The sequence below is a fragment of the Kribbella sp. NBC_00709 genome (assembly GCF_036226565.1).
Taxonomy (GTDB): Bacteria; Actinomycetota; Actinomycetes; order Propionibacteriales; family Kribbellaceae; genus Kribbella.
The window spans coordinates 4204107-4228087 of record NZ_CP108996.1; the positions used below are offsets into that span (position 1 = coordinate 4204107).

General features: G+C 67.8%; 23 protein-coding genes. 8 read left to right on the top strand and 15 right to left on the bottom strand.

The annotated features are described in order from the left end of the window. Nucleotides 1–8 precede the first annotated feature (8 nt). The 5 genes from OHA18_RS20700 to OHA18_RS20720 all read left to right on the top strand — a co-directional run bounded on the left by OHA18_RS20700 (nt 9) and on the right by OHA18_RS20720 (nt 4665). The gene (locus OHA18_RS20700) at nt 9–1073 is read left to right on the top strand and encodes a hypothetical protein (RefSeq protein WP_329005805.1); all 1065 of its coding nucleotides are present in this window, start codon (nt 9–11) and stop codon (nt 1071–1073) included. Between the two features lie 102 nt (nt 1074–1175). Further along, nucleotides 1176–1466, top strand: a complete 291-nt coding sequence (locus OHA18_RS20705) for a hypothetical protein (RefSeq protein ID WP_329005806.1) — start codon at nt 1176–1178, stop codon at nt 1464–1466. 126 nt (nt 1467–1592) lie between these two features. Then, a complete protein-coding gene (locus tag OHA18_RS20710) occupies nt 1593–3191 on the top strand; it encodes a replication initiator (RefSeq protein WP_329005807.1) in 1599 nt (532 codons plus the stop codon). Between the two features lie 31 nt (nt 3192–3222). Beyond that, on the top strand, nt 3223–3408 hold the full coding sequence (locus OHA18_RS20715; protein WP_329005808.1) for a helix-turn-helix domain-containing protein: 186 nt from the start codon (nt 3223–3225) through the stop codon (nt 3406–3408). An 18-nt stretch (nt 3409–3426) separates the two neighbouring features. Further along, a complete protein-coding gene (locus OHA18_RS20720) occupies nt 3427–4665 on the top strand; it encodes a tyrosine-type recombinase/integrase (RefSeq protein WP_329005809.1) in 1239 nt (412 codons plus the stop codon). A gap of 169 nt (nt 4666–4834) precedes the next feature. Here OHA18_RS20720 and OHA18_RS20725 read toward each other — a convergent pair whose 3' ends face one another. The 4 genes from OHA18_RS20725 to OHA18_RS20740 form a co-directional block, all read right to left on the bottom strand. Further along, on the bottom strand, nt 4835–5389 hold the full coding sequence (locus tag OHA18_RS20725; protein ID WP_329005810.1) for a DUF1990 family protein: 555 nt from the start codon (nt 5387–5389) through the stop codon (nt 4835–4837). After that, a complete protein-coding gene (locus OHA18_RS20730; RefSeq protein ID WP_329005811.1) occupies nt 5386–6165 on the bottom strand; it encodes a YndJ family protein in 780 nt (259 codons plus the stop codon). The genes OHA18_RS20725 and OHA18_RS20730 overlap by 4 nt, the downstream gene beginning before the upstream one ends. Continuing rightward, on the bottom strand, nt 6162–7196 hold the full coding sequence (locus OHA18_RS20735) for an LCP family protein (RefSeq protein ID WP_329005812.1): 1035 nt from the start codon (nt 7194–7196) through the stop codon (nt 6162–6164). The genes OHA18_RS20730 and OHA18_RS20735 overlap by 4 nt, the downstream gene beginning before the upstream one ends. Before the next feature lie 84 nt (nt 7197–7280). After that, on the bottom strand, nt 7281–8084 hold the full coding sequence (locus OHA18_RS20740) for a helix-turn-helix domain-containing protein (RefSeq protein ID WP_329005813.1): 804 nt from the start codon (nt 8082–8084) through the stop codon (nt 7281–7283). A gap of 71 nt (nt 8085–8155) precedes the next feature. Here OHA18_RS20740 and OHA18_RS20745 point away from each other — a divergent pair, with 71 nt between their 5' ends. Together OHA18_RS20745 and OHA18_RS20750 are read left to right on the top strand one after the other, a co-directional pair. Further along, nucleotides 8156–8941, top strand: a complete 786-nt coding sequence (locus OHA18_RS20745; protein ID WP_329005814.1) for a phytanoyl-CoA dioxygenase family protein — start codon at nt 8156–8158, stop codon at nt 8939–8941. 81 nt (nt 8942–9022) lie between these two features. Further along, on the top strand, nt 9023–9316 hold the full coding sequence (locus OHA18_RS20750; RefSeq protein WP_329005815.1) for an HU family DNA-binding protein: 294 nt from the start codon (nt 9023–9025) through the stop codon (nt 9314–9316). 8 nt (nt 9317–9324) lie between these two features. Here the strand turns inward: OHA18_RS20750 and OHA18_RS20755 are convergent, their stop codons facing one another. After that, entirely contained in the window at nt 9325–9492 is a 168-nt protein-coding gene (locus OHA18_RS20755; RefSeq protein WP_329005817.1) for a hypothetical protein, read from the bottom strand. A 28-nt stretch (nt 9493–9520) separates the two neighbouring features. Beyond that, a complete protein-coding gene (locus OHA18_RS20760; protein ID WP_329005818.1) occupies nt 9521–10456 on the bottom strand; it encodes a superoxide dismutase in 936 nt (311 codons plus the stop codon). 130 nt (nt 10457–10586) lie between these two features. Here OHA18_RS20760 and OHA18_RS20765 point away from each other — a divergent pair, with 130 nt between their 5' ends. Further along, nucleotides 10587–12533 (top strand): M13 family metallopeptidase, encoded by a 1947-nt coding sequence (locus OHA18_RS20765; RefSeq protein ID WP_329005819.1) that lies wholly within the window; start codon nt 10587–10589, stop codon nt 12531–12533. A 77-nt stretch (nt 12534–12610) separates the two neighbouring features. Here the strand turns inward: OHA18_RS20765 and OHA18_RS20770 are convergent, their stop codons facing one another. The 9 genes from OHA18_RS20770 to OHA18_RS20810 form a co-directional block, all read right to left on the bottom strand. Next, a complete protein-coding gene (locus OHA18_RS20770) occupies nt 12611–14089 on the bottom strand; it encodes an aminopeptidase P family protein (RefSeq protein WP_329005820.1) in 1479 nt (492 codons plus the stop codon). After that, the gene (gene panD / locus OHA18_RS20775) at nt 14086–14556 is read right to left on the bottom strand and encodes an aspartate 1-decarboxylase (RefSeq protein ID WP_329005821.1); all 471 of its coding nucleotides are present in this window, start codon (nt 14554–14556) and stop codon (nt 14086–14088) included. The genes OHA18_RS20770 and panD overlap by 4 nt, the downstream gene beginning before the upstream one ends. 45 nt (nt 14557–14601) lie before the next feature. Beyond that, the gene (locus OHA18_RS20780; RefSeq protein ID WP_329005822.1) at nt 14602–16758 is read right to left on the bottom strand and encodes an MMPL family transporter; all 2157 of its coding nucleotides are present in this window, start codon (nt 16756–16758) and stop codon (nt 14602–14604) included. A gap of 81 nt (nt 16759–16839) precedes the next feature. Continuing rightward, nucleotides 16840–17517, bottom strand: a complete 678-nt coding sequence (locus OHA18_RS20785; RefSeq protein ID WP_329005823.1) for a response regulator transcription factor — start codon at nt 17515–17517, stop codon at nt 16840–16842. Beyond that, nucleotides 17423–18688 (bottom strand): sensor histidine kinase, encoded by a 1266-nt coding sequence (locus tag OHA18_RS20790; RefSeq protein WP_329005824.1) that lies wholly within the window; start codon nt 18686–18688, stop codon nt 17423–17425. Before OHA18_RS20790 ends, OHA18_RS20785 begins: the two co-directional genes overlap by 95 nt. A gap of 76 nt (nt 18689–18764) precedes the next feature. Further along, nucleotides 18765–20186 (bottom strand): FGGY family carbohydrate kinase, encoded by a 1422-nt coding sequence (locus OHA18_RS20795; protein WP_329005825.1) that lies wholly within the window; start codon nt 20184–20186, stop codon nt 18765–18767. Next, nucleotides 20173–21570: an alpha,alpha-trehalose-phosphate synthase (UDP-forming) gene (locus OHA18_RS20800; RefSeq protein WP_329006141.1), complete on the bottom strand. Its 1398-nt coding sequence runs from the start codon at nt 21568–21570 to the stop codon at nt 20173–20175. Before OHA18_RS20800 ends, OHA18_RS20795 begins: the two co-directional genes overlap by 14 nt. An 8-nt stretch (nt 21571–21578) precedes the next feature. After that, a complete protein-coding gene (locus OHA18_RS20805) occupies nt 21579–22580 on the bottom strand; it encodes a Gfo/Idh/MocA family protein (protein WP_329005826.1) in 1002 nt (333 codons plus the stop codon). Continuing rightward, nucleotides 22571–23974: an amidase gene (locus OHA18_RS20810; protein ID WP_329005827.1), complete on the bottom strand. Its 1404-nt coding sequence runs from the start codon at nt 23972–23974 to the stop codon at nt 22571–22573. Before OHA18_RS20810 ends, OHA18_RS20805 begins: the two co-directional genes overlap by 10 nt. Nucleotides 23975–23981 lie beyond the last annotated feature (7 nt).

Consider the following 23981-nt stretch of genomic DNA (forward strand, 5'->3'; position numbering starts at 1 on the left):
GGAGAGCAATGGTAACCACCGACGTCGCGCCGGTCGTGCATGTGCCAGGCGAACTCGACCTCATCGACATGCCGGCCATTCCGGCCCCGGTCGCCGCGAAGCCCGCGACTACCACCAAGCTCACCGGACTGACCAACCACAACACGACCGCACTCGCCGGGATCACCGGCTGGACGGTCACCAAGACCACTGCCGTCTACAACGGCACACCCACCGCCGCACACAAGGCGGTCCAAGCCCACATGGACACCGTCCGCGCCATCGAAGGCGGACGCGCCCACGGCTACACCTCACTGATTGCCGTACGCAACAAACTCAAGGAACTCTCCACAGGCGGCAGCCACCCGGCCGTCTCGGTCACCATCAAGCGAGCCAAGAAGACCACCACCTTGAACGGCTCGAAGACCCGGACCGGGTCACCCAAGGCCCGACTGACACGTAAGCGTCAAGACGAGTACACGACCGCGGAACTGGTCTCCGCACTCGAAGCCGCCTGGACAGCGATCCGCACCAACCACAAGGAGATCCCCGCCGTCGTAGTCATCGTCGGCTCCGGCACCGCCAGCAAACAAGCCAAGTACGGCCACTTCGCCGCCGCCCGCTGGCAGCACGGCGAACACGCCCTGGCCGAAGTTCTCATCTCCGGCGAAGGACTCAAACGACCCGTCGAAGAGGTCTTCACCACCCTGCTCCACGAAGCAGCACACGCTCTCGCCAACGTCCGCGAGATCAAAGACACCAGCCGTCAAGGCCGCTGGCACAACCAGAAGTTCGCCGCACTCGCCTCCGAACTCGGCCTCGACACCACCAAAGACCCCCGTATCGGCTGGTCGCCCTGCACGCTGCGCAAGGAAACCGCGACCACCTACACGAGCGTCCTCACCGAACTGAAGAAGGCGCTCATCGCCTACCGCCACCCCGAAGTGACCGGGGGACAGGCCAAGAAGAACAACAACAACGCCATCGCGTGCGCATGCCAATGCCCACGCCGCATCCGCGTCGCCAAAGCAGTCCTCGCAGAAGGAGACATCACCTGCGGCGTCTGCGAATCCACCTTCGAATCCGACGAGTAACACCGGTTCGTTGCTGGCTCTCATCTCCGGAATCCACGGGATCCCGGAGACGGGGGTGAACACCGAACCACTCACCGACAACCAACCCAGGAGGCACAGATCATGACCACCATCCACACCAAAGGCCACCCGACTTACATCAACGCCTACGCGGAGGTCACCGTCTACCACGCCGTTGCGGACAGCACCTTTCTTTGCGACTGGGTCGCCAATGACCACCTGGACGGACACGACTGGTGCCCTACCGTCCTCGAACCCGGCGACGACTACACCGTTATCGCCGTCGACGGCCAGATCGAAGGCCGCTACTGCCCCGGCTGTGGATACCAACTCTTCGGCGCAGCCACCCTCGACTCCGCACGGCCCGACAACACCGGCCCGACTGCCGCCTGACACGTAACCGTCAACGCCGGTCAACCGCAGATCTTCCCACCCCAACCCCCACCAGCACCCCGCAAACCAGCTGGCCGGCCAACAAGATTTCCGTCCACCAGTCCAAACCCCCAGAGGAGGCCCACGATGACGCACCCGCAGAATGGCGTACCCGCCGACACCGCTACAGCGATCGACGTACTCGCCGGGCTCCTCGGTGGTATCGAACTCGTCTCCGTCCACGAGCCGAAGTCGGGACGGAAGTTCACCCCCGGAACCGACAACAGCAACACCCCAACCAGCGCCGTCGAACACGCACTCCAGCGGGCAGCATCAACCGCGGACTACAACGCCTGGCTCGACCACACCGCCTCCGCAGGCGGCTGCGTCGCCCCCATCCGGCTCCGAGGCGAGTCCCATGTGGTCTCCGAACGCACCGGCCGCATCGTGTCCACCCGGCACACCGACGACATGCCCGGACAAGTGCTCTACAAAGCCTGTGGGAACCGCCGTGCGGCCGTCTGCCCCTCCTGCGCGGAGATCTACCGGGGTGACACCTACCAACTCGTCCTAGCCGGTCTCACGGGCGGCAAGGGCATCCCTGCCACCGTCGCCCAGCACCCTTCCGCATTCGTCACCTTCACCGCCCCCACCTTCGGACCAGTCCACGGCACCCGCGCCATCCGAAGCCGCGACGGCCAGATCCGTAACCGGCCGTGCCGACCCCGGCGCGAACCCGACCTATGCCCCCACGGTATCGACCTGCGCTGCCACCAGACCCACCGCGACGGCGAGAAGATCCTCGGCACGCCGCTATGCCTGGACTGCTACGACCACGACCATCAGGTCGTCTGGAACGCCCTGTCCGGCGAACTGTGGCGGCGCACCATGGACCGCGCCAAAGACATCCTCTGCGTCGAAGCCAAGAAGCACGGCGCAACCGTCAAGCTCTCCTACGGCAAGGTCGCCGAACTCCAAGCACGCGGCGTCGCCCACTTCCACGCCCTCATGCGCCTCGACGGCGTCAACCCCCTTGACCCAACCGTCCTCGAGCTACCCGCGTGCGCCGCGACCTTCACCATGCTCGCCGACGCGGTACGCCGCGCCGCCGTTGTCACACGGTTCCGGTCCCTTCCCCACCCGGACAACCCCGAAGGCTGGCTCATCGCCTGGGGAACCCAACTCGACGTACGGCCCGTCCGGCAAGCCGTCGACGGCGCGATCACCGACACCGCCGTAGCTGGATACCTCGCCAAGTACGCCACCAAGGGAGCCGAAGCCACCGGACACTCCTCCGCACGCCTCACCGCCGCGACGGTCAACCGGTACGCCAACCACTACAGCCACGCCGGCCGATTGGTTGACGCATGCTGGCGACTCGGACGCCACGGCTCCGACCTGGACGAAACCGAAGCAGCCAAGAACTCCGGACGGCTCTCCTACCGGCGACTCCAGCGCTGGGCACACATGCTCGGCTTCGGCGGCCACTTCTCCACCAAGAGCCGTCAGTACTCCACCACCCTCAAAGCACTCCGCGAAGCACGCGCCAACTGGCGACGCGACCACCACCGCACCCAAGACCACACCGACGACACCGAAACTACCCTCATCGTCGGCAACTTCACCTACACCGGCACCGGCTGGAAAACCACCGGAGACGCACTCCTGGCCAACACTGCTGCCGCCAAAGCCCGCGAACACCGACGGCTCATCAAGGAACTACTTGCCGAAAGCAACAACGACTGACACGTAAGGGTCAACGACAGGAGGTAGAAGCATGACTGAGGTTCAAATCTTCATGACCGTCGAAGAGGCCGCCGCCGCGCTACGCATCGGCAGGACTCGAATGTTCGACCTCATCGCCAAAGGCGAAGTCGCGTCAGTGCTGATCGGACGCTCGCGCCGCGTGTCAGTGGACGCGCTTCGCGAGTACGCCAAGAAGCTCGAATCAACTGCCGCCTAACGAAGAGAGATGAACTCAATGGCGCGCAACGCGAACGGTCGGTCCTCGATCTATGAGGATGCCGAAGGTGTCTGGCATGGCTGGGTCACTGTCGGTGTCAAGGCGAACGGCAAGCCGGACCGGCGTCATCGTCGTGGCAAGACCTCGAAGGAGGTAACCGAAAAGGTCAAGGACCTGGAGCGCCTACGAGATGAGGGCAGAACGCCCACCCTTGGCCAGAAGCCGTCAGTACGGAAGTGGTTCTTGTTCTGGCTGGAGAATGTAGCGCCTCTCACAGCTAGTGAGGCGACGATAACAAACGTCTATCGACCGAAAGTGATCAACCGCATCATTCCCCGGATTGGTGAGCATCGTCTCGACCGTCTGGAGCCCGAGCATCTGGAGATGTTCTACTCCGACCTGAAGCGCTCTGGTCTGAGCTCGAAGACGATTCTCGACTATCACCGCATGATTACCCGGGCACTGAAGATGGCTCATCGCCGCAAACTGGTGGCATTCAACGTCGCCACACTGATTGATGCTCCGAGCCATGTCGATACGGAAATCGAGCCGCTGCTTCAGGATGACGCACGCGCAATCCTCGACCAGGCGAGCACCTTGCGGAATGGTGCTCGGTGGTCAGTCGCATTTGCGCTTGGACTCCGTCAGGCGGAAGCGTTGGGAATGCGATGGAGATACGTTGACCTAGAGAAGGGTCAGATGCGTGTCTTCCAGTTGAAGAGAAGCGCATTCGGCCATGGTTGCGACGATCCTGTGGCGTGCGTTCGAGCGAGGCATCGAGCGACCTGCGGACCCGACTGCACCGGCCATGCTCGCTATTGCCCCCAACGTGTAGGCGGCGACTGGGAGTTCAGGAAGCCGAAGGGCCGCAAGACCCGGCCCGTGCCGATTCCAGATCCGCTGATCCCGTTGCTGAAAGCACACAAGGCAAGGCAGGCGACTGAGCGACTCGCGGCAGGGGAGACGTGGGAGGACCGCGATCTGGTCTTCTGCCGTCTAGATGGCCGGCCAATCGATCCTCGGGACGACTGGGGTGCTTGGAAGTCGCTTCTGGAGTCCGCACATGTACCTCACGCCCGGCTGCACGATGCTCGCCACACCGCCGCGACCCTGCTCCTCGAGCAAGGAGTAGATATCCGGGTCGTGCAAGAGATCCTCGGACACTCGTCCATCGCCGTCACGAAGCGTTACACCCACGTGACTTCTCGCCTTGCTCGCGACGCCGCCGATCGGATGGGGAAGGCACTGTGGGGATGAGTCCTATTGCAACCACAACTGCAACCGGTGCGAGGTCGGTCCGCTCGGACTGCTCAAGCGCTTGTTGGTCGATACTCTTGCTGTGTTGGCGTGTTGGTCACCTCGTGTGCTTGGTCGGCACGGTACAAAGGTCGCGGCCCCGCAAAGGTATGAGCTTGCGGGGCCTTTGCTATGGGGTGGTTGCCAGGCGTTGCAGGGCGGTGGCGTAGCGGTGGGCGGCGTACTGCTGGGCTTTGCGGGTGACGGGGGCGGCCAGGCGGGTGTACCAGGTGGCGCCTCGGCTGTAGGCGCGGATGGTGATGTGGATGCCGCCGGAGTCGCGGGAGATGACGAAGGACTCCTCGCCGGCCTCGGGATGCCCTTCCAGGGTGCCGTAGGCGAAGCCGACGCGGTCCGGCTCGTTGACGGTCCAGACGACTCGGCAGGGGACTGGCAGACCGATGCGGTCGAGTGGTGACCGGCCGAGCAGCAGGCCGGGTCCGAGGCGGCCGAGTGAGTTGGTGCCGATCTGTGGGGGTGTGTCGGTCGCGGTCATCGGCAGTCCAGCCGCAGGTTGCATCTGCCAGCCCAGTAGCGCATCAGCCGCCCGCCGGAACACCTCGTCGCCCTGACCGATCCGCTGTCGGTACTCCAACCGGTGATAGCCCTCCGGCGTCTCGTCGTACTGCGTCGACCCCACGACGTCGTACGTGAGCCGCAGCCCCGCCAGCTCCTCCAGCTTCATCCGACCCCTTCCCGCCGCATCGCCAGCAAGCCACACAACCCAAACCCAACCGCATTCGCCACACCGTGCGTCGCAACCATCCACTCCAACGGCAGGTACGGCGTGTCCACCACATGCCCCAAGGCCCAGCTGACCGCCAACAGCATCGTCACCACCAGCACAGCCCCAGACACGACCAGCAGTACCGCAGTACCCCGATCAGCCCGCCGTGACCGCCGCCAGAGGTTCCACCCGACCAGCCACATTCCAGCGGTCAGCACGACTGCTCCAGCGAGCTCCACCGGGTCACCGAGGAAGAAGCCGATCAGAACGAGCAGAGTGCCCAGCGGAACGCTGACAGCTGCCAGACCGTCTGCGGACAGGTAGGCCATCAGTGCGGCTGCGAAGCCGGCGAAGTGGAAGTGGGCGACCGTCAGGGACAGCACGGTGAGGTTGAAGCCGAATAGCTCGTACGACGAACGCTCGGCGACCAGTGCGAGCGCTGCGATCGACGGTGTGGCCAGTGCGGTGTACAGGGCGACCTGCTGCGCCCCGAGCGTCCTGTGCTGCAGGAAATGCCGCGCAGCTAGCGCGATGAGGACAACCGTGCCGGCGAAGTAGACCGATGCCAGGGTGATGGACACTGCTCCGCGCGGCAGCCACAGCGACACTGCGCCTGGAACCGCGAACGCGAACCACCAGCGGGTGCTGGTGGTTCGCGTTGGGAGCAGGGTCAGGCCTAGGGGTACGACGATGAGCATGCCCAGGCTCACCACCGCGTGGACGAGGACGGTCAACTGCTCTTCAGGCCGCTGGTGTTGTCCTGCTTGATCGCGTTGAAGAGGGCCTTGGCCTTCTCGGTGTCCCACTTCACGGCGACGCCGCGGCCGTGGCCCAACTGGTAGTTGTCGTCGCTGACCGGGACGGTGAGTGTGACGCCGCCGCTGCCGGAGATCGCCCGCATGCCGCGCGCGAACCGGATGAAGTCGAACAGGCTCATGTCCTTGTCCACGGTCAGTGCGTCCACGCCCTTGGTGGCGACGTTGTAGTAGCGCACCGGGTTCAGGAACGTCGACGGCGAGCTCGCCTTCTTCGCGATCGCGCCGACCATCTGCCGCTGCCGCTCGACCCGGCCGAAGTCGTTCTGGTTGTCGGCGTGCCGGGACCGCACGTACCCGAGCGCGTTCACCCCGTCGAGCTTCTGGCACCCGGCCGGCAGGTTGATGTGCGCCTTGTCGTCACTCATTGCCTTCGGCAAGCACATCTTGATCCCGCCGATGCTGTCGATCACCGACGCGAAGCCGCCGAAGCCGACCTCGACGTAGTGGTCGATGCGCAGCCCGGTGACGTTCTCGATGGTCTGGATGAGCAGCGCCGGGCTCTTGTTGAAGGCGGCGTTGATCTTCTGCTTGCCCTCGACGCCCGGGATGTTGACCGCGCTGTCCCGCGGGATGCTGATCAGCACCGTCGGCCCGGACTTGGGCACGTGCATCAGCATGATCGAGTCGGTCCGCGCCGGCCCGGCGTCGCCGCCGGTGTGCAGCCGGGCGCGCTCGGCCCGGCTGAGGTCCTCGCGGGCGTCCGACCCGACCATCAGGTACGTCGTCCCCGAGGTGTCCGCCGGGCGTTGTCCGGTCGGCATCGCCTCGATCTTGTCGATCCGGCCCCATGCGTACAGCGGGACCGCGATCAGCATCAGAACGAACAGCAGGACGATCAGTCCGACGGTCCGGAGGAACCAGTTGCGCCGCTTCTTCGGCCTGCCGGCCGATGTGGGCCGCGGCGTCCGGTTCTCGTATCGCGGGTCGATGGGCTGCGTATCACTCATAGCCATGACGGTATCGGTGCCCGGCCCCCGAACACGTCACCCCAGTGAATGGTTTTACACGTCGGAAAGTAGGTCCCGCCTCCGTCAAAGGGAGGAAATCGGGCCTGAGAGCGAACCAGATCGCCGGAACGCGCCGGGTGACATCCCCACTCTGGCGGTGAACAAGCGGGTGAAGTACGCCGGATCGTCGTACCCGACCCGCCGGGCGACCGCCGCGACGGGCAGGTCCTCCTCGGCGAGCAAAACCTTTGCATTGCTGAGTCTTGTGGTCAGGACCAGTTCATGTGGAGTTGAGCCAGTGGTACGGCGAACTGCCTCGCGTAGCTCCTTCACGGGGAGACCGAGCTCACTGGCGTAGTCCTGAACGCTCATCGGCGTGCAGGCGAGCTCCGCGAGCTGTGTGGCTACGTCGTCGCCTGTAGTGGTCGCAGCTGCGGCGATCAGGTCATACAGAGCGCCTGTGAGCTGCACGGGACTGTGTTGGGTGCTGACGCGCAGCAGCCGGCTGAAGGCGCGGTCGACCGGACGGGCGTCAGCGAACCGCCGGACCGGTCGGTTGACGTCCAGGTGGCCAAGTGTGGTGAGCGCTTCGATCGCTGGGCCGCTGAAGAGAGTCCACGCCTGACGCCATTTGGTCGTCGGTCTGTAGCCGTGGAGGACGCCTGGGAAGAGCCAGAGCATCGCAGGCGCGCGTACGTCGTGCAGCTGCCGGTCTGGCCCGTGCAGCAGCTGACCGCGACCCTCCTTGAGCCAGACGAGGGCGTGGCAGCCGAGAGCGCGTTCTCTGGTGTGTTCCGAGCCGTGCGTCTGCTCGCCGGCGCCGAGGCAGAAGAGTCCAAGCTGACGCTCGATAGCTCCCGGAGTCAGGTAGATCGACCAGTCTGGCACGTCACAAGAGTCCAAGAAGGTCGGCACTGTTGTCCATTCCGCTGGTTCGCGGACGCCGCTGGAATGGATGTGTGCTGACGTCTAACGGATACGTGCTGGATGAGCGGCGGCTGGGTGAACTGGTCGCGGTGCCCGAGGCAGAGCGTGGCGATCGGGCGCAGTTGCGGTCACGGTTGCAGCGGGACGGATACCTGTTCCTGACCGGGTTGCTCGACCCTGCAGTCGTGCGGCAGTTCCGCGAGTACTACTTCGCGTTGACGGGGGCTGCGACGGACAGGACGTCGTACCGGAAGGTGTTGTTCGAGGAGATCGTGCCCGGGCCGGAGTACGCCGCCTTCTGTGCGCAGCCGGCGCTGAAGGGCTGGTTCGAGTGGTTCCTCGGCGGTGAGCCGTTCCTGCACCGGCGCAAGATCATCCGGCAGACGGCGCCGGGCGAGAACGGGATCGGTACGGCGACGCAGGCGCACTACGACCTGCTCTACCTGCGGGACGGGACCGACCAGGTGCTGTCCGCGTGGATCCCGCTGGGGGACTGCCCGGTCAGCCGAGGCGGACTGACCTACCTGCACGGCAGTCACCACCGGGTGCTCGAGGAGGAGGCCGCAGGGCGACTCAAGCGGCCTGCGGCGTCCATCACCGCCGACTTGCCTGCTCTCGCGGCGGAGTACGACGCGGACTGGCTGGTCGCCGACTATGCGGCCGGAGACGTGGTTGTCCACACCGCGCACACTGTCCATGCCGCATTGGACAACGTGTCGACCGAGCTACGGTTGTCGACGGACATCCGGTACCAGCTCGCGGACGACGCCGTGGACGCCCGCTGGCAGAACCACTGGCACGACCAGGACGGATTGTGACCGATATCCGGAACCTTCTCGCTAACGACATTCATTTCGGTTAAGGTGCCGCTCGGAAGCGAACCGAGTCGGAGGAGAGCCGTGAACCGGAATGAACTGATCGCCGGCGTGGCACACAAGGCGGGCATCCCGCGGAACCAGGCCGAGAAGGTCCTCGACGCCCTGAGCGACGTCGTCACGGAGGCTGTGCAGCGCGGCGACAAGGTGTCGCTGACCGGACTGCTCAGCATCGAGCGCGTCCTGCGCGCGCCGCGCACCGGCCGCAACCCGCAGACCGGTGAGCCGCTGTCGATCCCGGCCGGGTACTCCGTCCGCCTGTCGTGCGGAAGCCGCCTCAAGGCCGCGGCCCGGGGCAACCTCCGCACAGCCGGCTGAGTCCTGCGCTATGGCGTGAGGAAGCGGATCTGGTCGCAGTGGCCGTCGTCGAGGGAGTGCTTGACGACAGTGGGTCCGGAGGCCGGCGGCGCGGCGGCCGCGGCGGTCGACGTGGTGATACCGCCCAGCAGGAGCGCAGACAGCCCGATGACAGCAGTGATGGTGCGTTTGTTCATGTTTCCTCCCCAATCAAGGTAGGACGATCTACCGCACTCGGGAACGGCTCACCGCAGTAACCCAGTACGGCGTGGTCGGCGTCGGTGGTGTCGAGAAGCGGGCGTTCGGCAGGTACAGGCGGTTCCCGAAGGCGGCGACCGTCGTGGGTACGTCGAAGTCCGTGCTGGTGATCTGGTCGACGACAGTGCCCTTGGTGCCGGACTTGTTCAGCGTGAGAACCGAGATCTGGTTCGAGCGGTTCTGGACGACGTACAGCGTGCGGCCGACCAGCAGCAGACCGTCGCCGTTGGTCATCAGGGCGTCGCCGATGTCGATCCGGCGGGCGACACCGGTCCGCGGGTCCACCCGGAGCAGGAAGCCGGTCGACGACTGGACCATGATCAGCGCGCGGCCGTCCGGCGTCAGCGAGATGCCGTTCGCGTTGTTGCCGGGCAGGTGCTGGTAGTCGCCACTGAGCGGGATCGTCTGGGGCTTCGCTGTCAGCCGACCGAGCGAGACCTTGTAGAAGACGGGCTGTGTCGAGTCGGTGAAGTACGCCGCGTCCTTGCCGAGAATGACGTCGTTCACGAACGTCGGTGTCGCGGTGGTGAAGGTGTAGCTCGCCAGGATCTTGCCGGTCCGGGTGTCGATCACCCGGCCGTTCCCACCGGCCGCGCCGGCGACGAACAGCCGGCCGAAACGGTCCACCTTCATCCCGAGCGATCCCGTGCCCGGGCCCTGGCTGATCACCTTGCCCCGCCCGGTCCGTAGGTCGGCGGCGTAGATGTCCCCGTCGGCACGGGAGCCGAAGTACGCCGTGCCCCGGGCGATCGCGATGCCTTCGGGCTGGAACCCGTCGGGCAGCTCGATCCGGGTGGGGAAGGAGGTTGACGGTGCAGCGGTCGCTGCCGAGGTGCCCACCAGGCCGAGCAGTACGGCCGGCACGGTGAGCAGCGTGGTGAGTCGACGGACGAGGTGTGGCATGGCGGGGTCCTCCCTGATCCGTGTTCTTTACCGGGAGAACGGCTGGAGCCTGTGGATAGTTCAGACCGGCCTGATTGCGAACCGGGTATCTTCACTGACAGCAACTGGACATGGGACAAAGGGGTCAGGGATGACAGCAGGAATCGACAGCTCGGGGCCGGCCGGCGCGGTGCGGCCGCAGGACGACCTGTACCGGTTCGTCAACGGGACGTGGCTGGCGGAGCACGAGATTCCCGCGGACAAGGCGATCCACGGCGCGTTCCACGCGCTCTGGGACACCGCCGAGCAGGACGTCCGCGCGATCGTCGAGAAGACCGCCGCGGCCGGCCACCCCGAGGGCACTGAGCCACGGAAGATCGCCGACCTCTACACCAGCTTCATGGACACCGAGACGATCGAGCGGCTGGGCGCCGACCCGATCGCCGAGCAGCTCGCCCTGGTGCGGGACGCGAAGGACCTGACCGGTCTGGTCTCGGCCCTCGGACAGCTCGAGCTGCAGGGCGTGCCAGGCGTCTTCCACTACTGGGTCGACGCCGACGCCAAGAAGTCCGACGAGAACGTCGTCTACCTCACCCAGGGCGGCCTCAGCCTCCCCGACGAGTCGTACTACCACGACGACAACTTCGCCGAGGTGCGGACGGCGTACGTCGCGCACGTGGCGAAGCTGCTCGAGCTGGCCGGGCTGCCCGACCCGGCCGGGGCCGCGGCGCGGATCCTGGAGCTGGAGACCCGGATCGCCGACGGGCACTGGGACCGGGTCAAGGACCGGGACGTGCAGCTGACCTACAACAAGCTCGACCGGGCTGGGCTCGAGGAGCTGACGCCGGGCTTCGACTGGGCGACGTGGCTGGCCGGCGCGGGTGTGCCGGAGAGCGCGTTCGCACAGGTCGTCGTCCGCGAGCCGGACTTCCTGACCGCCGCCGCGGCCGCGTTGCAGGAGGTCGAGCTCGACCGCTGGAAGGAGTGGGTGAGCTGGCGGATCGTCCACAGCGCGGCGCCGCTGCTGAGCCAGACGTTCGTCGACGAGAACTTCGCCTTCTACGGCAAGACCCTGACCGGCGCACCCGAGCTGCGTGAGCGCTGGAAGCGCGGCGTCGGCGCGGTCGAGCAGTCGCTGGGCGAGGCCCTCGGCAAGCTGTATGTGTCCGAGCACTTCCCGCCGTCGGCGAAGGCCCGGATGGTCGACCTCGTGCAGAACCTGGTCGCCGCCTACCGGCAGCGGATCGAGGCGCTGGACTGGATGGGCCCGGAGACCCGGCAGCGGGCGCTCGACAAGCTCGGCACCTTCGTGCCGAAGATCGGGTATCCGGACGAGTGGAAGGACTATTCGGCCCTCGAGGTGGACCCGGCCGACCTGTTCGGCAACGTCCGCCGGTCGGTCGCGGTGGAGACTGCGCGGGACCTGGCCAAGCTCGGTCAGCCCGTCGACCGCAACGAGTGGAAGATGACGCCGCAGACGGTCAACGCGTACTACAACCCGCGGATGAACGAGATCGTCTTCCCGGCCGGCATCCTGCAGCCGCCGTTCTTCGACCTGGACGCCGACGACGCGACCAACTACGGCGCGATCGGCGCGGTGATCGGGCACGAGATCGGCCACGGCTTCGACGACCAGGGCTCGCGGTACGACGGCGCCGGCAACTTGAACGACTGGTGGACCGACGAGGACCGGGCCGCCTTCGAGCAGCGCACCGACAAACTCGTCGCGCAGTACGACGCCCTCGAGCCGGCCGAGACCCCCGGACAGCACGTGAACGGCAAACTCACCCTCGGTGAGAACATCGGCGACCTGGGCGGCCTGTCCATCGCCTACGTCGCGTACGAACTGTCCAAGGCCGGAGCCGAGGCCGACGACGAGTCCGGTGGCGAGCGTTTCTTCGCCGCCTGGGCCTACGCCTGGGCGACCAAGACCCGCCCCGAAGAGGCCGCCCGCCGTCTCACCATCGACCCGCACTCCCCGCCGGAGTTCCGCTGCAACGCGGTGGTGAAGAACATCGACGCGTTCCACGCCACCTACGGCGTGGCGGAAGGCGACGGCATGTGGCTGGCGCCCGACGAGCGGGTGCGGATCTGGTAGCCGCCTGAACAGCAGACGGGACCTCGGACATCTGGTCCGATGTCCGAGGTCCCGTCAGCTGACCGAGGTCAGGTAGGTCAAGAGGCCATCCAGTTCTGCAGGCCCTCGACGGTGCGGGGCATCGCCTCGGAGAGGTTCTCGGTGCCCTCGGCGGTGATGAGGACGTCGTCCTCGATCCGGATGCCGATGCCCCGGAGGTCTTCGGGGACGGTGAGGTCGTCGGACTGGAAGTACAGACCGGGCTCGACGGTGAGGACGTAGCCGGGCTGGACGGGGCCCTGGCGGTAGTTCTCGCTGCGGGCCGAGGCGCAGTCGTGCACGTCGAGGCCGAGCATGTGGCTGACGCCGTGCAGGGTGTAGCGCTGGTACAGGCGGCTCTCGGGGTCGAGCGCCTCCTCGGCCGACACCGGCAGCAGCTCCATCGCGTCGAGACCGCGCACGATGACCTCCATCGCCGCCTCGTGCCCGGCGCGGAACGGCGCACCCGGACCGAGTGCCGCGATCCCGGCGTTCTGCGAGTCCAGCACCAGCTGGTACAGGTCGCGCTGGCGCGGCGTGAACTCGCCGTTCACGGGCAGGGTGCGGGTGATGTCGGCGGTGTACAGCTGCCGGTTCTCCACGCCCATGTCGAGCAGCATCAGCGTGCCGTCGTTCACCGGGCCGTCGTTCTCGATCCAGTGCAGCGTGGTCGCGTGCGGTCCGGCCGCGGCGATCGACGTGTAGCCGACATCGTTGCCCTCGGCCCGTGCCCGGCGCCAGAACGTGCCCTCGATCCAGCGTTCGCCGTACTGCCGGACCTTGTCCATCTCGGCGAGCACGTCGGAGAACCCGCGGTGCGTGATCGCGACCGCGTCCCGCAGCTGCTCGAGCTCGTACGCGTCCTTGACCAGCCGCAGCTCCGACAGGGTCGCGGCCAGCTCGCCGTCCTTCAGCTGATCCGTCCGGGCGCCGCTCAGCAGCGAGGCGATCGACTCGTCCTCGTCCCGGCGTACCCGGGTCGGTACGTCGCTCTTGAACGCGTCGGCGAGCTGGTCGACGTGCCGCGTCTCGATGCCGAACTCCTTGGCGGTCTCGGTCAGCGAAGGACGCCGGCCGGCCCACATCTCGCCGTACATCCGGTCGCGCCAGAACTCCTCGCCCTGGGAGCGGTCGGCGCGCGGGCGGAAGTACAGGACCGCGTCGTGGCTGCTGGTGCCGTTCGGCTCGAGCACGAGGACGGCGTCGGAGGTCTGGTTGCCGGTCAGCCACACGTAGTCGGTGTGCGGGCGGAAGACGTAGTCGGTGTCGTTCGAGCGGACCTTGTAGGTGCCGGCCGGGATGACGAGACGCTCACCGGGGAACGCCTGCGACAGCGCGTCCCGCCGCTTCGCCGCCCACACGCCGACATCGGACAGCGCCAGGTCGTGCCGCTCGGAGTCGGCCCAGCCCGAGTTCATGAACGCCCGCAGCTTCTGACTCGGCTCGTTGTCGTGCGTCGCGGTCTTCGGCGCATCGGCGGCATCGGGAGCGGTGTCCGGGGTGGCGTCGGTGGCTGTGGTCTCGGTCGTGTCGGTCATCGTCGACCAATCCTCATCTCGGGCGCGGCGGTGGTGGCGCCAGTTGTGGCCTGCAGGTGCACTTGGTCGCCGCGGAGCGTGCCGCTGTCGGGCAGCGCCTCGGCGGGGTCGGAGCCGATGCGGGTGATCGCATTGTGCTCGTCCACGAAGACTACGCTCGGCTCGAAGGCCTTCGCCTCGGCGGTGTCGAACATCCCGTAGGCGATCAGGATGACCAGATCACCCGGATGGATCAGGTGCGCCGCGGCCCCGTTGATCCCCACCACCCCGGACCCGCGCGGCCCTTCGATCAGGTACGTCGACAGCCGCTGACCGTTGGTGATGTCGACGATGTCCACCTTCTCGCCGGGCAGCAGATCGGCCGCGTCCATCAGGTCGGCGTCCAGCGTGCACGACCCGACGTAGTCCAGGTCCGCCTGCGTCACGGTCGCCCGGTGCACCTTCGACTTCATCATCTCGCGCCACATGGCGGCCATCATCCGGTCCCGGCGAACCCTTGTCAGTGGCGGTGGTCACCCCGGGACGAGTTCGGGCTCGCGGGGAGCGGGCGGTTGGTCGCGGAGCGAGTCGCCTTCGACGTCGATGTTCGGGAGCAGGCGGTCCAGCCAGCGCGGGAGGTACCAGGCGCGGCGGCCGAGCAGCGCCATCACTGCCGGTACGACGGTCATCCGGACCACGAACGCGTCGATCGCGACCGCAAGCGCGAGCCCGAAGCCCATCTCCCGGATCAGCGCCTGGCCGGACAGGATGAACCCGGAGAACACCGCCGTCATGATCACCGCCGCCGCGGTCACGACCCGCGCGCTGTGGGCGAACCCGTCGACGACCGCCGCCCGCGGCGCGGCACCGTGGACGTGTTCCTCACGCATCCGGGTCACCAGGAAGATCTGGTAGTCCATCGCGAGGCCGAACACCACCCCGATCAGGAAGACCGGCAGCATGCTGATCACCGGCCCGGTCTGCCCCGAGACCCCGAACAGTCCGGCCAGCCAGCCCCACTGGAACACCGCGACCACCGCACCGAAGGTGGCGGCCACGGTGAGCAGGAAGCCCAGCGTCGCCTTCAATGGCACCAGCACCGACCGGAACACCAGCATCAGCAGCAGGAACGCCAGTCCGACGATCAGCGCGAGGTACGGCGCCAGCGCGCCGCCGAGCTTGTCCGAGATATCGATGCTGATCGCCGTCGCGCCGGTCACCGCGACCTCAGCGCCGCCCGACGCAGGCAGCGCGCGGATCGCCTTGACCAGGTCATGCGTCTGCGTCGTACTCGGACCGCTCGTCGGAACGACTGTCAGCAGGGCAGTGTTTCCGGCGGGGTTGAAGCGGGGAGGACTGACCACCGTGACGTCCGCGAGCCCGCGGATCGCCGTGGCGGTGCCGGTGGCGGCTGCCTGCGGGTCGCGTGCGGTACCGGCGTCGACGACGACCATGAGTGGCCCGTTGAAACCGGGGCCGAAACCTTCGGAGAGCAGGTCGTATGCCTTGCGCTGGGTGGAGTCGGGCGCGGCGGTGCTGTCGTCGGGGAGCCCGAGCCGAAGGTCGGTCGCCGGGATCGCCAGCACACCAAGCCCGGCGACCGTCACCAGCAGGACGGCGAGCGGGCGGCGGGTGACGAAACGCGCCCACCGTCGACCGAGCGTCGGCCGCGCATCACGCTGAACCCGAGTGCGTGCCCGGACGCGATGCCCGGCGAAGCCGAGGAGGGCGGGGAGGAGGGTAAGCGCGATGGCTACCGCGATCACCACCGTGAAGGCCGCGGCGAGGCCCATCTGGGTGAGGAACGGGATGTCGACCACGAACAGACCGGCTAGCGCGATCACCACGGTCAGCCCCGCGAACACCACCGCGGACCCGGCCGTCCCAACCGCACGTCCGACCGCCTCCTCGGGTTCCAGTCCGGAGCCCAGCTCGTGCCGGTGCCGCGACATGATGAACAGCGCGTAGTCGATCGAGACCGCGAGACCGATCATCAGCGCGAGGATCGGCGTACCCGAGCCGATGTCGATGAATCCGCTCAGCGCCGAGATCGTGGTCGCTCCGATGCCCACGCCGACGATTGCCGACAGCAACGGCAACCCGGCCGCGATCAGCGGGCCGAAAGTGATCAGCAGCACGACCGCGGCCACGCCGATCCCGATCACCTCGGTCAGTTGCTGGCCGTCCTGCGGTTGCAGCGCGTCGCCGCCGTACTCGACCGTGAGGCCGGCGTCCCGAGCCGGCGTGATGGCGGCGTCCACCGCGTCCTTGGCCTCGGGCGTGACGTCGGCTGCGGGTACGGCGTACGTCACCTGCGCGTATCCGGTGCGGCCGTCCGGGGAGATCGCCTTGGCGGTGAAGGGGTCGAGGACGCCGGCGACCTGAGGTGCGGCGGCGAGCCGGTCCAGAGTCTGCTGGACCGGCGCGGTGTCGGTGAGCTTCTGGCCGGCGGGTGCCTGGAAGACGATCCGGGCGGTCGCGGCGTCGGCGCCGGCCTGCGGGAAGCGTTCGTTGAGCAGGTCGGCGGCCCGCTGCGACTCGGTGCCGGGGATCGAGAAGCCGTTGGCGGTCGGGCCGGAGAGCGTCACCGCGCCGGCGATCCCGGCGGCGAGCAGGCCGAGCCAGATCAGTACGACGAACCGTCGCCGGCGGAAGGCGAGCCGGCCGAGCCGGTAGAGGTACGTAGCCATGCCGCCGATGCTTCCGGCGGGGCGCCGTCGCCGGCGTCTGCCGACCGCGGGCTTCTTGCGGTACTGCGTTCGCCGTACGGGCTACTGCGCGTGCGGTACGCCGGGGCGGACGAGGCCGGTCTGGTAGGCGAGGACGACGAGCTGCGCGCGGTCGCGGCAGTCGAGCTTCACCATCGCGCGGTTGACATGGGTCTTCGCGGTCGACGGGGAGAGCACGAGGCGTTCGGCGATCTCGTCGTTGGACAGGCCGAGGGCGACCAGGCCGACGATCTCGCGTTCGCGCTCGGTGAGGACGTCGAGCACCGTCGGGCCGACCGGGTTGCCGGGGGTGGGTTCGGCCAGGAAGCGGTTGATCAGGCCGCGGACCGCCTTCGGGGAGAGCAGCGCGTCGCCGCGCGCGACCACCCGGATCGCGTCGATCAGCTCGGCCGGCTCGACGCTCTTGCCGAGGAAGCCGCTGGCGCCGGCGCGGATCGCGTCGAACACGTACTCGTCCACCTCGAACGTGGTCAGGATCAGCACCTTCACACCCGCCAGCGCCTCGTCCGCGGTGATCATCCGGGTCGCCGCGAGACCGTCCACCTCCGGCATCCGGATGTCCATCAGCACCACGTCGGCCCGCTCGGACCGCGCCAGCTCGACCGCGTCCCGCCCGTTCGACGCCTCAGCTACGACCTGCAGATCCGGCACTGAACTCACCAGCACCCGAAACCCACTCCGGATCAAGGTCTGATCGTCCGCCAGCAACACCCGAATCACCACCAACACCTCCCGTCTCAAGAGGAAGCACAGCATGTACGGCGAACCCGCCATCTGCCATCGGCCCCGCAGACAACGTCCCGCCCACAGCCGCAACCCGCTCACGCATCCCAACCAACCCATGCCCACCACTGCGATGGTCACCCGCGCTCGTACTCGGGGCTGGGTTGTGGATGGCGATTGTGAGGGCGCTGGACGTTCTGGTGAGGCGGACTTCGGCTGGGGCGCCGGGGGCGTGTTTGAGGACGTTGGTCAGCGACTCCTGGACTATGCGGTAGGCGGTGAGCTCTATGACGTCGGGGAGGTCGCCGATCGAGTCGGGAGGTGACCAGTCGACCTTGACGCCCGCTGCGGTGAAGGAGTCGACCAGCGCGCCCAGTTCCTGAAGTGATGGGGCCGGCGCGGTGGGGAGGGGCGAGCCGGAGCGGCGCAGTACGCCTAGGAGGACCGTGAGCTCCTGCAAGACAGTGCGGCCGCCGGAGCGGACCAGGGCCAGGGCGTGCTCCGCCTCATCGGGCTGAGTGCGCAGTACGTGCGCCGCGACCCCGGACTGCACGTTCATCAGGGCGATGTGGTGGGCGATCACGTCATGGAGCTCGTGGGCGATCCGCAGGCGTTCCTCGATCACCCGCCGCTGGGCTTCCTCGTCGCGTGACTGTTCAGCCCGCAGCGCCCGCTCCTCCAGTTCCTGCACGTATGCACGCCGGTACCGCGTCGCCTCTCCGATCGCGGCGCCGAACAGCACCACCACGCCGTTGAAGAGGTTCGCGAGCAGCTCGCCGTTCGTGAAGACAGCCGTCGCGACCAGCGTGACCGCGACCACGGAGATGATCGACGTGCCACGAGTCCGGTGGTCCGTCCGCAGCACCACCATGTACGCCGCGCACGCCATGAACAGGCCGATCGGACTCTTCGCCTGCTGGGTGATCGCGTAGCAGACCCCGGCCGCCGTGGTGAGCCCGAGCGAGAGCAACGGAGCCCTCCGCCTGAACACCATGCCGACAGCGGCAGCAGTACACAGCACCACTCCCGACACGGTCACAGCGACCTGCCCGGGATGGCGCTGACCGAGCAGGACCAGGTTGAGCGCGAGGATGACCCCCGCGAGCAGGCAGTCGGCGGCGACCGGAGGTATCCCCAGGTCCCGGCACCACCGCGACACCACGCCCATGCTCTTCACAGTACGTGGCGCCCCAGCCACCGGCGTCGTCCTCGAGCGGTATCCGAGTCATACCGCGAACGCAGTATCAGGCCGGTTGCTTGGAGGCCTGTACGGCGAGCTCGCGCAGCGCCTCGTACCGCGGGCGCATGGCCGCGACCCTGTCGACCTCCTCGTCGACCGGCGTCAGATGCTCACCACCGGGCGACGGGGACAGCCCGAGCGCCACGGCCGCCGCGCCGCGCGCACCTACCTCGGCCTCCGCGCACACTGTCGTCGGCCGGGCGAACGTCGCGGTCAGGCACCGCCGCCACCACTCGGACGCGTCGATGCCGCCACCACCCAGTACGACGTCCAGCTGCCGCCCGAACAGCGAGTCGAGCATCCGCAGCCCGCGATCGACCTCCAGCGACGCACCCTGCAACGACGCCGCCAGCAGGTCCGCTGCGGTGTCGTCGAACGACAAGCCGAAGAACACCCCGGACCCGCTCGGCACCGTCGCCGGCGGCCTGGTCCCAGCCATGAACGGGATCGCGATCGCCCGCGACGCCCCGACCTCCGCGCCTGCCAGCTCATCGGACTCCAGCCGCAGTACGCCGGTCAGCCAGGCATGCAGGTTCCCAGCCGCAGAGAACGCCATCCCGGTCACCGCGCGCTTGTCGTCGACCCTGTACCGCCACAGCTCCCACGGCAGCTCGGGCGCGTCGTCGATCGGATGCACGACACGTACGGCGGCCGAGGTCCCCACCGTCACCGCCGCAGTACCCGAGTCGTAGCCGCCGGTCCCGACGTTCGACGCCGCCCCGTCACCCGTCGGCGGATGCACCGGTACGCCGACCAGTCCTGGCCAGCGCCGGGAGTACTCCTTGGACAGCGCCCCGGTCCACCCGGTCGGCACGATCGACGGCAACCGGTCCGCGCGTACGCCGGCGATCTCGAGCGCCTCGTCGTCGTACGTCCCGCGGGCCAGGTCGAGCGTGCCGGTCCCTGACGCGATCGACACCGAGGTCACGCGCTCGCCGGTCAACCGCTCCAGCACCAGATCGGGCAGCCCGGCGAACTCCGCGGGGGAGTCGATCGACAGCAGCCACGGGATCCGGCGGGTCCAGTACAGCCGGTGCAGCCAGGTGCCGGTGCGTGCATGGAAGGCGCGCTCGTCGACCGACGGGTCGAGGTCGACCGAGCGGGTGTCGGCCCACGTGATCACCGGCGTCAGCGCGCCGCCGTTGTTGTCGAGGGCAACGATCGAGTGCCACTGCGAGGACAGCACGATCGCGCCGATGTTCTCGAGATGGCCGTTCTGCTGCAGCTCGTCCAGGCAGCCGAGCAGCCCTTCGACGTACTCGTGCAGGTCGAGCGTCGCGGAGCCGTCCGAGCCGTACGCCGGCGCGATCTTGTGACGGGCCAGCGCTCCGGGGACGGGCGACGCGTCGTCCTCGGACAGGACCAGTGCGCGGGCCGACGACGTACCCAGGTCCAGAGCAAGAACGCGGCCGTCAGTCTTCGTCATGGAGGGCCTTGAGGAAGCTCTGGGCCCAGACGTTCACGTCGTGCGCGGCGAGGTGCTTGCGCATCGCCTTCATTCGGCGGCCGAGCTGGCGGTCGTCGGTGTTCATCGCGTCGACGATCGTGTCCTTCATGCCGTTGATGTCGTGCGGGTTCACGAGGAAAGCCTGCCGGAACTCGTCCGCTGCGCCGGCGAACTCGCTCAGCACGAGCGCGCCGGTGTCGTCGTACCGCGTCGAGACGTACTCCTTCGCGACCAGGTTCATGCCGTCGCGCAGCGGGGTCACCACGGCCACGTCGGCGGCCCGGAAGAGTGCGGCCATCTCGGTCCGCGAGTACGACGTGTGCAGGTAGTTGATCGCCGGCGTCCCGATCCGGCCGTGCTCGCCGTTGATCCGGCCGACGAGCAGCTCGATCTCGTCCCGCAGGACGCGGTACTGCTCGACCCGCTCGCGGGATGGCGTCGCCACCTGGATAAACACCGCGTCGTCGACCGAGATCCGCTTCTCGTCCAGCAGTTCGCCGAACGCGCGCAACCGTTGCCGGATGCCCTTGGTGTAGTCGAGCCGGTCGACGCCGAGCAGGATGTGCGTCGGGTTGCCGACCTCCTGGCGCATCTCGGCCGCGCGGGCCGTGGTCTCGGGCTGACGAGCCAGCTTCTCCAGCTCGTTCACGTCGATCGAGATCGGGAAGGCCTTCGCGCGGACGATCCGGTCGTCCGGCAGGTGGATGCGGTCGCCGCGGGTCCGCAGGCCCATCCGGTTGCGGGCCAGGCGGGCGAAGTTGGAGGCAGCGCCAGGTCTCTGGAAGCCGACCAGGTCCGCGCCCATCAGCCCGTCCAGGATCTGCCGCCGCCACGGCATCTGCGCGAACAGCTCGGTCGGCGGGAACGGGATGTGCAGGAAGAACCCGATCCGTACGTCGGGACGCAGCCGGCGCAGCATCGCCGGGACGAGCTGCAGCTGGTAGTCGTGCACCCAGACGTCGGCGTTGTCGTCGGCGGCGTCAGCGGCGGCCTCCGCGAACCTGCGGTTCACCGCGACGTACGACTCCCACCACTCGCGATGGAACTCCGGCGCCACGATCACGTCGTGGTACAGCGGCCAGAGCGTCGCGTTGGAGAAGCCCTCGTAGTACAGCTGCACGTCCTCGGCCGACAGCATCACCGGGACCAGATGCATGCCGTCGTTGTCGAACGGGTCCACCTTCTCGTCCGGGCTGCCGGTCCAGCCGATCCACGCGCCGTGGTGGTTCTGCATCACCGGTGCCAGGGCGGTGACGAGTCCACCTGGACTGCGGCGCCACGCCGTACTGCCGTCGGGCATCTCGATCCGGTCGACCGGCAGCCGGTTGGCCACCACTACGAAGGAACTCCTACCGTTCGGCATTTTCAGCGTCATCCACTCAGGTCGTCGTCGTCACCGGGGTAGCGGACCCCGATCTGTCTCCGGGTCTCGTCGAGCAGGTCGAGAATCTCGAGGGTGGCGGCGTGGGGCAACGCAGGTACTTCGATCGCCCCCGCACGCAGCGCATCCATCACTGCGCTTGCCTCGTAGTGGTACCCACGTCCATGCGTCGGTACGTCGATCCGCTCCGCTCCGGAAGCAGTCGTACGCACGTAGTACTCGGGGTGGTGGAAGCGGTGTGGGAGCTGCAGACTGCCCTCCGGACCGCTGATCGAGGCGACCCACGGATTCTGCGAACGCAGACCGCAGGTGAGCGCGGCGACCGCTCCGGAGTCGTGCCGCCAGGCCATGGCGACGTTCAGGTCGACGCCGTCCTCATTGAGTGAGCCAACGGCCTTCAGCTCGGCCGGACGGCCCAGTGCCATGTAAGCGAACGTCATCGGGTAGATGCCGCCGTCCATCAACGAGCCACCGCCCAGGGCCGGATCGAGCAGCCGGGCGGGCAGATCGGGCTTGTGGAAGGCGAAATCCGCGACGACTTGCTGCGGCTCGCCGATGACACCGCTCTTCACGTCCTCGAAGACGGCCTGGATCACCGGGTTGGTTCGCATCCACATCGCCTCGGCGAACAGCGTCTTGTGCTCAGCCGCGACCGCGATGAGGTCCCGCGCCTGGCGAGCCGTCAGCGTGACGGGCTTCTCGCACAGGACGGCGACGCCTGCCTGCAACGCGGTCCGCGCGATCGCGTAGTGCTGCGGATGCGGCGTGCCGATGTAGATCACGTCGACGTCGCCGGATTCGATCAGCTTGCGATAGTCGTCGTACGCGTTCGGGATGCCGAACTCGGCGGCGAACCGGTCCGCGCTGTCCTGGGACCTGGACGCGACCGCGGTGGCGACGGCCTCGCCGGGGAGCAGCCCCAGATCGTGCGCGAACTGGGTCGAGATGTTGCCAGTAGCAACGATGCCCCATCTGACACGATCTATACCCACTGGGTTAACTCCGGTGTCGGGAACGGTCCGTCTGCTGCGATTCTCGCGGTTTCGAACGCGTGAGCCAAGCGAATGAGCGTGACCTCACTCCGTGCCGTACCGCTGAACGTGATCCCGACCGGCAGTCCGGAGACCATCCCGGACGGCATCGAGAGCAGCGGATATCCGGCCAGGGCGGCGTGCGAGGACGAGCCGCCGAGGACGTGGTCGCCGTTCACCAGGTCGATCGCCCAGGCCGGGGAGTACGACGGAGAGACCAGCGCGTCGAGCTGGTTGTCGCGGAGCAGGTTGTCGATGCCGTCCCGGCCGGCGCGGAGCGCGGTGAGGCGCGCAGCGACGTACACCGGGGAGCCCAGGCCATCCGTGGTCGCGGCCCGCTCGAACAGCTCCTGCCCGAACCACTGCAGCTCTACGTCCGCGTGCTCCTCGTTGAACGCAATCAGGTCGTCCAGCGTCCGTGGGCCGCCGGGGACGCGAGTGGCGAGGTACGCCGCCAGGTCGACCTTCAGCTCATGCGCCAGCACCTGCAGCTGGTCCTCGTCGCCGCCGGGCGTCGGCAACGAGAGGTGGTCGACTAGCGTGGCCCCACACCTGCTGAGGATCCCCAGTGCGTGTTCGGTGACCTCGTCGAGTCCGATCGAGTAGCCCCACAGCGGACCACGCGGTACGCCGATCCGCAGGTCGCTGAGGTCCGCGCCCCGGCAGTGCTCGGTGTAGTCGGTCTGGCCGCCGGTCATGACAGTCAGTAGGGCAGCCGCTTGGGTGACGGTCCTGGTCATCGGACCGGCGGTGTCCTGGGAGTGCGAGATAGGGACGATGCCCTGCTGTGGGACCAGCCCGACGGTGGGCTTCAGACCGACGATGCCGTTCAGTGCGGCCGGGCAGACGATCGAGCCGTTGGTCTCGGTGCCGATCGCGTACTCCGCGAGTCCGGCGGCCACCGCGGCACCGGAGCCGCTCGAGGAACCGCCGGCGGAGCGGTTCAGGGCGTACGGGTTACGGGTGAGGCCGCCGTACGCGCTCCAGCCGGAGGAGGACGCCGAGCCGCGGAAGTTGGCCCACTCGCTCAGATTGGTCTTGCCCAGGATCACGCAGCCCGCGTCCCGGAGCCGGCGTACCAGTGGGGCGTCGTCCGGCGGCGGTGGCTGGTCGGCCAGCGCCAGCGAGCCGGCTGTGGTCGGCAGGTCGGCGGTGTCGATGTTGTCCTTGACCAGGACCGGTACGCCGTGCAGCGGGCCGCGGACACGCCCTTCGTCACGCTCGGTGTCGAGTCGGGCGGCTTCGGTGAGAGCGGCGGGGTTGGGTGTGCAGACGGCGTTGACCAGCGGGTCCACCTCACGAATCCGCCCCTGCAGCTCCTCCACCAGCGCCACGCTGGAGAGAGTTGAGCTCACAGGAAAG

Excerpts from the sequence above, each read along its gene's own strand:
- OHA18_RS20700 (WP_329005805.1), top strand. The coding sequence starts at position 9 with ATGGTAACCACCGACGTCGCGCCGGTCGTGCATGTGCCAGGCGAACTC.
- OHA18_RS20705 (WP_329005806.1), top strand. The coding sequence starts at position 1,176 with ATGACCACCATCCACACCAAAGGCCACCCGACTTACATCAACGCCTAC.
- OHA18_RS20710 (WP_329005807.1), top strand. The coding sequence starts at position 1,593 with ATGACGCACCCGCAGAATGGCGTACCCGCCGACACCGCTACAGCGATC.
- OHA18_RS20715 (WP_329005808.1), top strand. The coding sequence starts at position 3,223 with ATGACTGAGGTTCAAATCTTCATGACCGTCGAAGAGGCCGCCGCCGCG.
- OHA18_RS20720 (WP_329005809.1), top strand. The coding sequence starts at position 3,427 with ATGGCGCGCAACGCGAACGGTCGGTCCTCGATCTATGAGGATGCCGAA.
- OHA18_RS20725 (WP_329005810.1), bottom strand. The coding sequence starts at position 5,389 with ATGAAGCTGGAGGAGCTGGCGGGGCTGCGGCTCACGTACGACGTCGTG.
- OHA18_RS20735 (WP_329005812.1), bottom strand. The coding sequence starts at position 7,196 with ATGAGTGATACGCAGCCCATCGACCCGCGATACGAGAACCGGACGCCG.
- OHA18_RS20755 (WP_329005817.1), bottom strand. The coding sequence starts at position 9,492 with ATGAACAAACGCACCATCACTGCTGTCATCGGGCTGTCTGCGCTCCTG.
- OHA18_RS20760 (WP_329005818.1), bottom strand. The coding sequence starts at position 10,456 with ATGCCACACCTCGTCCGTCGACTCACCACGCTGCTCACCGTGCCGGCC.
- OHA18_RS20765 (WP_329005819.1), top strand. The coding sequence starts at position 10,587 with ATGACAGCAGGAATCGACAGCTCGGGGCCGGCCGGCGCGGTGCGGCCG.
- OHA18_RS20770 (WP_329005820.1), bottom strand. The coding sequence starts at position 14,089 with ATGACCGACACGACCGAGACCACAGCCACCGACGCCACCCCGGACACC.
- panD (WP_329005821.1), bottom strand. The coding sequence starts at position 14,556 with ATGTGGCGCGAGATGATGAAGTCGAAGGTGCACCGGGCGACCGTGACG.
- OHA18_RS20780 (WP_329005822.1), bottom strand. The coding sequence starts at position 16,758 with ATGGCTACGTACCTCTACCGGCTCGGCCGGCTCGCCTTCCGCCGGCGA.
- OHA18_RS20790 (WP_329005824.1), bottom strand. The coding sequence starts at position 18,688 with ATGGGCGTGGTGTCGCGGTGGTGCCGGGACCTGGGGATACCTCCGGTC.
- OHA18_RS20795 (WP_329005825.1), bottom strand. The coding sequence starts at position 20,186 with ATGACGAAGACTGACGGCCGCGTTCTTGCTCTGGACCTGGGTACGTCG.
- OHA18_RS20800 (WP_329006141.1), bottom strand. The coding sequence starts at position 21,570 with ATGCCGAACGGTAGGAGTTCCTTCGTAGTGGTGGCCAACCGGCTGCCG.